Origin of the sequence: Acinetobacter sp. ANC 3903, assembly GCF_002135315.1 — a bacterium.
Classification (GTDB): domain Bacteria; phylum Pseudomonadota; class Gammaproteobacteria; order Pseudomonadales; family Moraxellaceae; genus Acinetobacter.
On sequence record NZ_NEGA01000004.1, the window covers coordinates 92,040 to 104,025 of the forward strand.

11 protein-coding genes are annotated in these 11,986 nt (G+C 42.7%); 5 read left to right on the forward strand and 6 right to left on the reverse strand.

What is annotated here, in order from left to right; translation table 11 throughout:
• Window positions 1–75: 75 nt before the first annotated feature.
• Window positions 76–2,019, reverse strand: coding sequence for an acetate--CoA ligase (acs, locus tag B9T29_RS03995; protein WP_086174677.1), 1,944 nt, complete (start codon window positions 2,017–2,019; stop codon window positions 76–78).
• 294 nt (window positions 2,020–2,313) lie between these two features.
• Here acs and B9T29_RS04000 point away from each other — a divergent pair, with 294 nt between their 5' ends.
• The gene (locus B9T29_RS04000) at window positions 2,314–2,895 is read left to right on the forward strand and encodes a DUF805 domain-containing protein (protein ID WP_086174678.1); all 582 of its coding nucleotides are present in this window, start codon (window positions 2,314–2,316) and stop codon (window positions 2,893–2,895) included.
• A 110-nt stretch (window positions 2,896–3,005) separates the two neighbouring features.
• Window positions 3,006–3,983, forward strand: a complete 978-nt coding sequence (locus B9T29_RS04005) for a mechanosensitive ion channel family protein (RefSeq protein ID WP_086174679.1) — start codon at window positions 3,006–3,008, stop codon at window positions 3,981–3,983.
• On the opposite strand, the gene B9T29_RS04010 is transcribed toward B9T29_RS04005, so the two are convergent.
• The 5 genes from B9T29_RS04010 to prfB all read right to left on the reverse strand — a co-directional run bounded on the left by B9T29_RS04010 (window position 3,966) and on the right by prfB (window position 9,094).
• Window positions 3,966–4,679, reverse strand: a complete 714-nt coding sequence (locus B9T29_RS04010) for a 16S rRNA (uracil(1498)-N(3))-methyltransferase (RefSeq protein ID WP_086174680.1) — start codon at window positions 4,677–4,679, stop codon at window positions 3,966–3,968. The genes B9T29_RS04005 and B9T29_RS04010 overlap by 18 nt on opposite strands.
• 276 nt (window positions 4,680–4,955) lie before the next feature.
• A complete protein-coding gene (locus B9T29_RS04015; protein WP_086174681.1) occupies window positions 4,956–6,236 on the reverse strand; it encodes a 3-deoxy-D-manno-octulosonic acid transferase in 1,281 nt (426 codons plus the stop codon).
• Between the two features lie 110 nt (window positions 6,237–6,346).
• A complete protein-coding gene (locus tag B9T29_RS04020) occupies window positions 6,347–7,423 on the reverse strand; it encodes an alkene reductase (protein ID WP_086174682.1) in 1,077 nt (358 codons plus the stop codon).
• Window positions 7,424–7,462: 39 nt separating this feature from the next.
• A complete protein-coding gene (locus tag B9T29_RS04025) occupies window positions 7,463–7,765 on the reverse strand; it encodes an ArsR/SmtB family transcription factor (RefSeq protein ID WP_086174683.1) in 303 nt (100 codons plus the stop codon).
• 233 nt (window positions 7,766–7,998) lie between these two features.
• Window positions 7,999–9,094 (reverse strand): peptide chain release factor 2 gene (gene prfB / locus B9T29_RS04030; RefSeq protein ID WP_143223860.1). Its coding sequence is split into 2 segments (ribosomal slippage): window positions 7,999–9,021 and window positions 9,023–9,094, totalling 1,095 coding nucleotides; the frame shifts between segments, so codons are not numbered across the junction.
• 481 nt (window positions 9,095–9,575) lie between these two features.
• On the opposite strand from prfB, the gene B9T29_RS16445 reads away from it, so the two are divergent.
• The 3 genes from B9T29_RS16445 to B9T29_RS04045 all read left to right on the forward strand — a co-directional run bounded on the left by B9T29_RS16445 (window position 9,576) and on the right by B9T29_RS04045 (window position 11,955).
• Complete coding sequence (locus B9T29_RS16445) at window positions 9,576–9,839, forward strand: hypothetical protein (protein WP_228146557.1); 264 nt, start codon at window positions 9,576–9,578, stop codon at window positions 9,837–9,839.
• A 323-nt stretch (window positions 9,840–10,162) separates the two neighbouring features.
• Window positions 10,163–10,951 carry a putative porin gene (locus tag B9T29_RS04040; RefSeq protein WP_086174685.1) on the forward strand — a complete coding sequence of 263 codons (789 nt, stop codon included), beginning with the start codon at window positions 10,163–10,165 and terminating at the stop codon, window positions 10,949–10,951.
• A gap of 170 nt (window positions 10,952–11,121) precedes the next feature.
• Complete coding sequence (locus B9T29_RS04045) at window positions 11,122–11,955, forward strand: putative porin (protein ID WP_086174686.1); 834 nt, start codon at window positions 11,122–11,124, stop codon at window positions 11,953–11,955.
• The last annotated feature ends 31 nt before the right edge of the window (window positions 11,956–11,986 follow it).

Consider the following 11,986-nt stretch of genomic DNA (forward strand, 5'->3'; position numbering starts at 1 on the left):
TATCTGAATGCCTGAAGTCTTTATACATAAAATAAAAATACCGCCTGAAAATAAGGCGGTATTTTGATCAACTCCTTACTTGTCGGGATAGACCGTTGCAATCAGATTGTCCACCACTTGTGGATCGGCCAGGGTTGAAGTATCTCCCAAAGTATCCAGTTCATTGGCGGCAATTTTTCTTAATATACGGCGCATGATTTTACCGGAACGGGTTTTCGGTAAAGCCGGTGCCCAATGCAAAGCATCCGGTGTAGCCACAGGTCCCAACACCTTACGTACCCAGTTGATCAGTTCATGACGCAGTTCTTCGGATTCTTCAAAATTTGCCTGTAAGGTGACGAATGCACAGATGCCCTGACCCTTAATGTCATGCGGCATACCGACCACTGCCGCTTCAGCCACATGTTCATGTGCCACCAAGGCACTTTCCACTTCTGCCGTACCCAAACGGTGGCCGGAAACATTCAGTACGTCATCGACCCGTCCGGTAATCCAGTAATAGCCATCCTTGTCACGGCGGGCCCCATCTCCGGTGAAATAAGTCCCCGGATAAGTCGAGAAATAGGCTTCGATAAAACGTTCAGGATCACCCCAGATGGTACGCATCTGACCCGGCCAGGAATCCTTGATGATCAGATTACCTTCGGCTTCACCTTCAATCTCCTTGCCTTCAGCATCGACGATGGCCGGTTGTATGCCAAACAATGGTCGGGTGGCAGAACCCGGTTTTAAATCGGTTGCACCCGGCAGAGGTGAAATCAGGATTCCGCCGGTTTCGGTTTGCCACCAGGTATCGACAATTGGACAGCGACTTTCACCGACCACGGTGTAATACCAGTTCCAGGCTTCCGGATTGATGGGTTCACCCACGGAACCGATCAGGCGCAAGCTACTGCGGTCGCTTTCACGAACAAAAGTATCTCCTTCTCGCATCATGGCACGAATCGCCGTGGGTGCGGTATAGAGAATGGAAACATTATGCTTATCGACAATATGACCGGTACGCGCCCAGGTTGGATATTGCGGTACACCTTCAAACATCACCGTGGTGGTGCCATTGGAAAGTGGGCCATAGATCACATAGGAATGCCCGGTAATCCAGCCCACGTCCGCAGTACACCAGAACACATCATCCTGCTTAATATCGAAGACTTCACGGAAAGTAGAGTTCACGTAAGTTAGATAGCCACCAGTCGTATGCAACACTCCTTTAGGCTTGCCTGTTGAACCCGAGGTATACAGAATGAATAGCGGATCTTCAGCATTCATCGGTTCAGGCGGGCAGATTTCATTCACCGACATGATTTCCATGTGATACCACAGGTCACGTCCTTCCTTCAGCTCAATCGGATTACCGGTACGGTGTACCACAATCACATGTTCAACCGATTCAGTTCCGGCAATTTTCAAGGCTTCATCAACATTAGCTTTGAGCAGAATCGGCTTACCGCCGCGCATGCCTGAATCGGCGGTAATCACCATTTTGGCCTGACTGTCTTCAATCCGGCTGGCCAGAGAATCGGGAGAAAAGCCGCCAAATACCACACAATGCACTGCGCCAATCCGGGCGCAGGCCAGCATCGCAATTGCGGCTTCAGAAACCATCGGCATATATAGCACCACCCGGTCGCCTTTTTTAATCCCATTCTTTTTCAGGACATTGGCAAAACGGCAGGTTTCATCATGCAGTTCTTTAAAGGAAATGATTTTATGCCGTGAAGGATGGTCCCCTTCCCAGATAATGGCCGGCTTGTGTGGATGTTCTTTTAAATGGCGGTCTAGACAGTTGGCACTCAAATTTAGCTGTCCATCGGCGAACCATTCGATCTTGAAATTGTTCTTGTCGAAACTGGTATTTTTGACCTGGGTAAAAGGTTTAATCCAGTCCAGTTTTTTAGCCTGTTCAGCCCAATATTCATCAGGCTGCTCGATGGATTTCTGATAACGCTCGAAATATTCAGATTCATTGGTGCGAGCGGTTTTTTTAAATTCTTCTGGTACAGGATAGATTTCATTCATTGCTTACTTCCTTGATCTTATTCATCTCATCACGAGATGTTATGCCGCGTTATTGCTTTATTTATTAACTGCGTATTTACAGTATGGCGATTATTTTTCAACCGCTTCAATCATGCTTTGGTCGTAGTTTATTTATACAATTTAAAACACATACCCCTTATCATATTCAATCAAAAATATGGTTTTATTCGTATCTGACCTGTTCTTTTAATCTTATAATTTAAGCATAGAACGTACTGTTAACTTTACAAAATACAATATTTTTCTTCTCTGAATTTTATTTGGAAAACGCGTATGAAACCGCAAGACTCCTCCCCCTTTTTTTCCCGATCTCAACCGGCCAAGGCAGATAATCCGCTTTCTCCAGAAGGGCGTTTCGGTCGTCTGAGTTCAATTGGCTGGTATGGGTTTGTGCATTTAATTGCTTTTTTTGCCACGATTGCCTTCAGTCTGGCGCTGGGTATTTTTAATGTGCATACCCTGTCTATGAGCAATCAGTTCGTCAATACCCTGACCGGAATAGCGGGACTAGGCTTTGTCGTGATACTGGTGCTGTATGTTTATTTCTTGATGGTGATTACGGTACGCCGCCTGCATGACCTGAACCGTAGTGGCTGGCTGATCTTGCTGTTTTTGCTGCCACTGGTCAATATTTTTATGGGACTGTATCTGCTTTTGGGTTCGGGCAGCAAAGGCATCAACAACTATGGCTTGCCGCGTGAAACACCGGTCTTGGAGAAAATATTGGCCTGGTTGATCATTATCATCACTGTGTTAAGTTTCTTGGCTTCAGGCAGCATCGTGTCTTATAGGTTTGGTGCCGGTGAACTGGAAATGCCACAAAAAGTGATTCAAAAAGGTACTGCATACTTTTAAACAGGCTGACAGTTTTCTCACAAAACTATAGTGAATGCCGCATATTGCTGGTTAAATTATTGCTGAGTTTCAGGCAAAATACCGGCCAATGATCATAATCCGGAATATCTGTGGCTGAACAAAACAATGCCTTGAATGATGTGACTCAAGGCACATCTCAACTCTTGCAAGAAGCAACCGAAAAAACCGCACAAACCGTGCTCGAACATACGGCAAAGTATAACGATGCCTACTCGACCATCGATAAATTTGTCGAGGCATTCTGGGAACGTTTACCTTATATCTGTATTGCACTGGTGGTATTTACCATCTTCTATTTACTGTCAAAATTGTTTAAATTTTTTGTCCGTAAAGCCTTGGCCGACCGCAGCTATACCAAACAGAATCTGGTCCTTGTTCTCAACCGGGTCGGTAGTTCAGCTATTATTTTCTTTGGTTTCCTGATTGCGATGGTGATTTCCATCCCGGGCTTTACTCCAGGTCAGCTGATGAGTGCCTTGGGGATTGGTTCGGTTGCGATCGGTTTCGCATTCAAGGACATCTTCCAGAACCTGCTATCCGGTATTTTGATTTTACTAGGCGAACCGTTCCAGATTGGTGATGACATCATTGTCTCTGGCATGGAAGGTACGGTTGAAGATATCCAGATTCGTGCAACATTTTTACGCTCACCGGATGGCCGCCGCATCGTGATTCCAAACGCCACGGTTTATACCAGTGCAGTCACAGTAAATACCGCTTATCAGCGCCGTCGTTGTGAATTTGTAGTGGGTATTGGCTATGAAGATGATATCCAGAAAGCCAAAAGCATTATCATGAGTATTCTGGACAAAGATCCAACCATTTTGAGCCAACCAGGTTTTGCAGTGAACGTGAATGCCCTGGCAGATTTCTCGATTAACCTGAATGTGCGCTGGTGGGTCGATACCACTGAAACGACTACTGCTGCTTCCATCAGTGAAGTTCAGGAACATGTGATTCAAGGTTTTGCTGAACACGACATTTCTATTCCTTATCCGGTACAGGAAGTGAAAATGTATCGTGGTAGTAGCGATGCTGAAGCGCCTGAATCAGCTCGCGCTAAATAAGCGCCCGAGTACGTAGGGAATTACGGTTTCGGTTCGAATAATACGGTTGCCTAAGCTCACCGCTTGGCAGCCGTTTTTTATCAGTAAATCCACTTCATAGGGAATAAAGCCGCCTTCTGGCCCAATCACAATGCTACACGGATGATCAATCGCAAACGGCATTTTGATGTCTGCATAAGGATGGGCTACATAAGCCGGACATTCCGCAGTAATTAAACTGGGTAAGACATCTTCTACAAAAGGCTTAAAGCGTTTATAGATTTCAATTTTTGGCGCAATGGTATCGCCAGCCTGTTCCAGACCCAGTGTTATATATTGATCCAGCTGCTGTAAAAATGGGGTTTGCCAATAGCTTTTATCTACCCGATAGCTATGCAGCAAAATAATTTTTTCCACTCCCAAGGTGACGCTATCCATAATCAGGCGGCGCAGCACTTTTGGACGCGGCATGGCGACAATTAAAGTGACCGGTAATTTTGCCGGAACCATTTCTTCTTTAATGGGTTTTAATTTTATGGCGTGTTCGGTCACTTCGACAATTTCTGTGAGATAGCGTTGCCCTTCCCGAATCCCGACTTTTAGAGTATCTCCGACTTGGATATCAACATGCGTGCGTAAATGTTCAAGCTGACGTTTGGCGCTAATCGTCCAGATTTCAGATTCAGTTTGGCGCGGGTCAAGGAGGACGATGTTCATAGAATCCAGTACTTAAAAAATATGTAATCATGCGATACGCGTAAAAGTCATCCACAACTGTTCGAGGCAGGACTGCTTCTGCTCAAAAAAGTTTCTGCGAAATTTCTGTAAGATGATGGTATCTGACGAGTTTTGTGGATGACAAATGGTTTTGTTACTTTTGCCAAAACAAAAGTAAAAGAAGAGCTCCTGACCATGAATAAATAATGACAAGACTCCGCCTCAAAAAAATGCACAAAATAATTCAACAATAGCCAGCTGAATATCTCAAAGAGATTAAAGATACCGGTCAATCACCGTAATATGCTTTGCTAAAGAACCTGCATTTTTAAGCATGATCTGCTGTGCTTGCTGATTCAGCTGTTCTGCAGCACTGTGATTATTTAACAACTCCATCAAAACTTTCGTTGCCTGCTCGGCATCCTCCACAACTTTAACGCCGTCTACAGTTACAAATTCATCGACAATGGTCTGGAAGTTAAAGTAATTTTTGCCCAAAACCGTCGGTACATTTAAAGCAATCGGTTCTAAAATATTATGCCCACCACCCGGTTCATTCAACGATCCCCCTACAAAACAGACATGGCTGAGTGCATACCATAGCCACATCTCGCCCATCGAATCGGCCAAATAGACTTGGGTATCAGGCTGAATAGATTCACCTAAACTGCGACGTTGAGTCTCTAGATTCAATGCTTGTGCAATCTGAAAAACTTCATCGAAGCGTTCCGGATGACGTGACACCACAATCACTACAATCTCTGGATGTTGCGTAAGATAAGGCTTTAACGCGTTAAGTATTTTTTGTTCTTCTGGCGCATGCGTACTGGCAATAGTAATAATTTTACGTGCTGCTAAATTCCAGTCTTGCTTGAGTTGCTGAGCCTGTTGAATAAAGCTTTCAGGTGCATGAATATCAAATTTGATACTACCCAATACCTGACTTTTATTTTCAGGCATGCCTAAATTCAGGAATCGCTGCAAGGTGGCCTGGTCTTGTGCCAATAGCTGGTCTAAACCACTCAGCATGCCTCGGCTAAGCCCTTGAACTTTGCTGTAGCCTTTGGCGGATTTTTCCGAAAGACGGGCATTAATCAATAAGCATGGCACTTTAAATTGCTGCGCCTGATCAATTAAATTCGGCCAAATTTCAGTTTCCACCAAAGCCAGTAATTTCGGCTGATATTTTTGATAAAACGCCTGAACTAATTTTTTCTGATCGGCAGGTAAATACACCGCCTGAAACAAATGCTCATAGGGTGCTTTTAAAAATAGTGATTTGGCACGTGCCTGTCCGGTCTTGGTGGTATTGGTCACTAAGACAGCATGACCCAATTTTAAATAGTGTTCGATTAAGGGTTGTGCCGCATTGGTTTCCCCCACCGACACCACATGAAACCAGATGGCGTGCAAATTTTTGGGCGCTTGAAATGGGCCAAAACGCTCAAGACATTCTTGTTGCAATTGCTCCACATTCAACGCACGTTTTTTGATCCGCCATTGATACAATGGTTTAATGATTGATAATGCTGCGTTGTACCAAAAAGGAGTAGCCAAACAAGTTGCCTCAAAGAATGTTCAATCGGCAAAATATAACAGAGCAGCCTCCACATGTTAATGAATTCTGCTCTGTGACATCATTTATTCTGTTTTATGGAAGTAGCTGCTTAACTTTCAGCAAGCTGTTTATTCAGGAATGGATAGTCAATATAGCCTTCTGCCACATCGGTTCCAATCATGTTTTCCAGCTTCAATTCATTCAGCGGTTCATCTTCCACCAAACGTTCAAACAGGTCAGGATTGGCAATATAAGCCTTACCGAAAGACACCGCTTCGGCTTTACCCGATGCCAATAATTCAAGCGCATCTTCACGGCTTAAACGCATATTGGCAATATACGGCACACCATTTGAACGTGCTTTCATATCCAGACTGATGCTGTCTTCCGCCAGATATTCACGGGTAAAGAAGAAGGCAATTTTACGCTGACCCAATTGTTCCAGTACATAGCCAAAGGTTTCTTGAGGATTGGCATCGCCCATATCATGTTCATCGCCACGCGGTGCCAGATGCACACCGACACGACCTGCGCCCCACACTTCAATCAGTGCATCCACCACTTCAAGCAAGAAACGCGCACGGTTTTCAACCGAGCCACCATAGAGATCGATACGTTTATTGGTTGAAGTTTGCAAGAACTGGTCAATCAGATAACCATTCGCCGCATGCAGTTCAACGCCATCAAAACCGGCAGCTTTGGCACGAATGGCAGACTGTTTATATTGCTCAGTAATCGCTTGAATTTCTGAAATTTCCAGTGGACGAGGCACCACATATTCACGTTTTGGACGCAATAGACTGACATAACCGGCTTGCTGCACATTACTGGCTGAAACTGGTGTTGCACCATTTAACAGATCCGGGTGCGATACACGACCGACATGCCACAATTGCGCCACGATCAAACCGTCTTTGGCATGCACAGCACTAGTGACCAGTTTCCAGCCTTCAACTTGCGCATCAGTAAATAAGCCCGGCGTTTTTTCATAACCATTGGCTTCTTCCGAAATCACGGTTGCTTCTGAAATGATTAAACCTGCACTTGCACGTTGCGCATAGTATTCAGCCATCATTGGTGTAGGTACACGGTCAACGGTGGCACGGCTACGTGTTAATGGTGCCATCACCACGCGGTTTTTAAGTTTAAGTTCACCAAATTGAATCGGTGTTGAAAAATCTGTCATCCAGCAATCCTCTTACAGCTTGCACGGACTGATTAAAGTCTAAAGCGCATGCTGTAAATGTTGTAAAAACTCTTCGATCAGTGCTTCATTACGCGAGAAATAAGACCATTGCCCATATTTAGTGACATGAATCAGTCCTGCCTGTTGCAGTACCGATAAATGATTGGACATGGTTGATTGAGAGATATCGGCAATTTTTTCCATCTGCCCTGCGCACACGCCACGACTAAAATCAGTTCCACATTCTTCAGCGGAAATATAGCGTTCAGGTTCTTTTAAACATTGCAGAATCTGACGTCTAATCGGGTTGGCTAAGGCTTTATAAATTGCTTCTGTGTCCATCTCATTTCACTCATGTTCATGATCAGCACCTTACCTAGAATCATTATATCGAATTTATACGATATTAATATCGAAATTTGTCGATATTGTATATTCATTTTGTAAATTGCTGCAATCTTGTACAAATTCACTCTATTCTAACATTGTCTGATCAACGGGTTGGAGGAACTCAACTCACCCAATTTTAAAGCTAAAAAAACAGAGGACTGGCCTCTGTTTTTTTGGCAATAAACTTATAAACCCTGTTTTAAACTGGCTTCAATAAATTTATCCAGATCACCATCAAGGACTGCGCCGGTGTTCGAGCTTTCTACACTAGTACGCAAGTCTTTAATTCGTGAGTCATCCAGTACGTATGAACGAATCTGGCTGCCCCAACCGATATCAGATTTGGTATCTTCCAGTGCCTGCGCAGCATCAGTACGTTTTTTCATCTCTAATTCATAGAGTTTTGCACGTAACTGTTTCCAGGCATGATCACGGTTAGCATGTTGTGAACGCTGGTTCTGACATGCCACTACAATACCTGTTGGTGCATGGGTTAAACGCACCGCAGAATCGGTTTTGTTAATATGCTGACCACCGGCACCCGATGCACGATAAGTATCGGTACGGACATCTGCAGGATTGATATCAATTTCAATGTTGTCATCAATTTCAGGTGAAACAAACACAGCCGAGAATGAAGTATGACGACGGTTACCCGAGTCAAATGGCGATTTACGCACTAAACGGTGGACACCGGATTCGGTACGTAACCAGCCATAGGCATACTCACCTTCAACGCGGATTGTTGCCGATTTAATCCCCGCAACATCACCGTCAGACTCTTCCATCAATTCTGCTTTAAAGCCGTGACGTTCAATCCAGCGCATATACATACGAAGTAGCATTGAAGCCCAGTCTTGTGCTTCTGTACCACCAGAACCGGCCTGAATTTCCACATAACATGGGTTCGGATCCATCGGATTACTGAACATACGACGGAATTCAAGTTTTGCCAGTTCAGCTTCAGACACATCTAATTCTGCTTGTACATCTTCAAGCAAGCTTTCGTCATCTGCTTCAACCGCTAAATCAAGCAACGCTTGCGCATCTTCAAGCTGTGTTGATAAACCTTCAAGCACATTTAATACGTTTTCAAGCTCGCCTTTTTCTTTGGCCATCGCTTGCGCACGACTTTGATCATTCCAGATTGCTGGATCTTCTAACTCGCGGAGAACCTCTTCTAAACGCTCTTTTTTCAGATCGTAGTCAAAGATACCCCCGTAGTGTTTGACCACGGTCGTTTAAGTCTTTTAATTGGTTTAGATAAGGATTAATTTCCACGTGAATTACTCTCAATCAGAATATTAGGCTTAAATAGCCGTCGATTATAACACAGAGCGTCGATGCAATTTTAGAGGGCTTATGCGTACTAACAGTTAAACAAAATGTCTTTTTTATTAAAAATATGCATGTTTTTTAAGCATTATTACAATTTTTTAACAACAATAACCTTTGGGGTTTTTACGCACCGCACACTATTAGCGCTCGGTCTTGCTGCAATTGCTTGTTCAAATTTTGCTTATAATGCTCAATTAAATGGTGGGTTCACTTACACTGATCATGATGATAATTTTACCGATATAGACAATCAATTTGAGCTAAAAGGCATTTTTTACTTCAATCCTGTTTCTACTAAAATGCACCTCTTTCGGTTATATGCTTTGATCTGATGTGCTATTCGCTGCAGGTATTGACGGCTATCAAGGCGATACTGACTGGGACGACAATCGCTTCGCCGTACGTGCCAAATATGTAGTACCCCATGAGCCAGAGTCAATTTTTGAATCTGGAGGCTGACAGTGCATTTGACGATACAGATAGTTTGACACTTGGCGCAGACTACTATTTCGACCAAGCTTTCAGCTTGGGTACGGCTAATAATATTCAAGATGATGGCGAAGATGACGTGGATTTCTTCTCCATTCGTTCTAAATATTTCATTAATTCTAACTTTGCAGTGGGTGGCGAAGTGGGTTTTGGTGATGATGTTCAAGCATTCAATATCAATGCAACTTATCGTTTTTAATTGAAAAACAAGCACTAAAATAAATGCTTTAAAGCACTTTCCATCGCGAGTGTTTTTTATTATTTACGGATTATTATGTTACAAAATACTTAAAATCTTATTAAAAATTCACATAAATCCATTAACTCTCCACAATTTTAATAAAACAAAACATTTTAATAATTATATATTTTTCAAATATTTAATACTATTAAATTACATAAGATTACGTTAGAAACATTTGAGTAACCTTGCAAGGATTGACCTGCCTTCATTTTACTCTAGACTAAAAGTTGTAACAAAAAATGTATTAATTTTAACCACAAATTTGAGGGGTAGTATCCATGAAAAAATTAGCCATTGCTTCAGCACTTCTTTCTGCTCTAGCAATTACAGGTACAGCAAATGCATACCAAGCCGAAGTAGGTGCAGCAGCCGCTTACGTAGATCCAGATAATGGTAGCTCAGGTAGTGCTTTTGGTGTAGATGGTACTTATTACTTCAACCCCGTTCAAACTCGTAATGCGCCACTTGCAGAAGCGGCTTTCCTTGACCGTGCAAGCAATGTAAATGCCCAAGCAACATTTGCTGACCGTGGTGACCTAGATAACAATACCTATGGTGTTGGTGCTGAAGTTTTCGTACCAAATTCTGACTTTTATTTAAGCGGTAACATCAGTAAAAATGAAGCAGAACGTTTCAACATACTGGGTCAAAAATATGATTTTGATACCACTTATTATTCAGCTGAAGTCGGTTACCTTCCCGCTCCTGGCCTATTGATTGCCGCTGGTGTGAAAGGTTATGACAACGACAATGATGATGGTGTAGATCCTACAGTTCGTGCCAAATACGTGACTACACTCAGTAATGGTAAAGACATCAACCTAGAAGCGGGTGCTGCATTTGGTGATCTAGACGAATACAACCTTGCTGCAGATTACTTCATTGATAAATCACTCAGTGTTGGTGCTGACTACCACAACAATGACTTAACTGATCAAAATGAATTTGGCATTAATGCCCGTAAATTCTTTACTGAGCAAGTAAGTCTTGAAGGTCGCGTTGGTTTCGGTGAAGTGGGTAATAACGACTACAATTCATTCGGTGTAGCTGCTAAATACCGCTTCTAAGCATTTCTTCACCAGTTTTCATAAATGGCCCATCTTCGGATGGGCTATTTTTTTGCCCTCAAATTAAGCATTTAGGTAGAAAATGCAGATTGACTGTGCGATTATTTAATATACAATTCGTTACAATTGTAATATAAAAATCATATTTTATAACAAAGAGAGAAATCTAAATGCTTAAAAAACTTGCTCTTGCTACAGCACTTTTGGCTAGCCTAGGAACTGCACATGCTTATCAAGCTGAAATCAATGCTGCATATGAAAATACCGACATTGATGACAGTAACGACATTGATACTTATGCAATTGGCGGGAAATATTATTTAAATGGTGTTCAAGTTAGAAATACTCCTCTCGCTGAAGCAGCTTTTTTAAGCAAAGCAAGCAATATCGGTCTTGGCTATGCCAATGCCAGTACTGATGATGATTTGGCAGACTTAGAAATCGATACTGTTGGGGTAAACGGTGAATTTTTTATTCCTAACTCACAGTTTTATGTTTCTGGAAGCTTAAATCGTGCTGAAGTGACTGTTGAAACAGCTTTTGGCAAAGCTTCAGATGATAACGTAGGCTATGCATTAGAAGCTGGCTATCTTCCTGTAGATGGATTACTTATTGCTGCGGGTATTTCTAAAGAAAACATTGATCCGGTATATGTTTCAAAAAATGGCTTCATAGACACTTTTACCAATATAGCCTCTGTAGCAGATGAGACTGCTGTGACTTTACGCGCAAAATACGTCACTCAAATTGGCAATCATTTTACCAATTTTGAGGGAGCAACATATTTTGGAGATGAAACTGCATATCGTCTAGGTGCAGACCTTTACCTCGATCCTACACTTAGTGTTGGTATTTCCTTGGCTGATTCAACTATTGAAGATTCAGATACCATTTTCAGTATTCGTGGTCAGAAATTCTTTACTCCAGCCATTGCTGCTGGTGTGAACTACACGACTACTGATGGTGCGGACTCTTTTGGAATCAACGGTACTTTTCGCTTCTAAGCTTTAAGATTAAAAACAAAAACCGCTCAAG

What these genes read in the sequence shown, in the direction of transcription:
- acs (WP_086174677.1), bottom strand. Translation starts at nt 2,019, where the DNA reads ATGAATGAAATCTATCCTGTACCAGAAGAATTTAAAAAAACCGCTCGC.
- B9T29_RS04000 (WP_086174678.1), top strand. Translation starts at nt 2,314, where the DNA reads ATGAAACCGCAAGACTCCTCCCCCTTTTTTTCCCGATCTCAACCGGCC.
- B9T29_RS04010 (WP_086174680.1), bottom strand. Translation starts at nt 4,679, where the DNA reads ATGAACATCGTCCTCCTTGACCCGCGCCAAACTGAATCTGAAATCTGG.
- B9T29_RS04020 (WP_086174682.1), bottom strand. Translation starts at nt 7,423, where the DNA reads ATGACAGATTTTTCAACACCGATTCAATTTGGTGAACTTAAACTTAAA.
- B9T29_RS04025 (WP_086174683.1), bottom strand. Translation starts at nt 7,765, where the DNA reads ATGGACACAGAAGCAATTTATAAAGCCTTAGCCAACCCGATTAGACGT.
- B9T29_RS16445 (WP_228146557.1), top strand. Translation starts at nt 9,576, where the DNA reads ATGAGCCAGAGTCAATTTTTGAATCTGGAGGCTGACAGTGCATTTGAC.
- B9T29_RS04040 (WP_086174685.1), top strand. Translation starts at nt 10,163, where the DNA reads ATGAAAAAATTAGCCATTGCTTCAGCACTTCTTTCTGCTCTAGCAATT.
- B9T29_RS04045 (WP_086174686.1), top strand. Translation starts at nt 11,122, where the DNA reads ATGCTTAAAAAACTTGCTCTTGCTACAGCACTTTTGGCTAGCCTAGGA.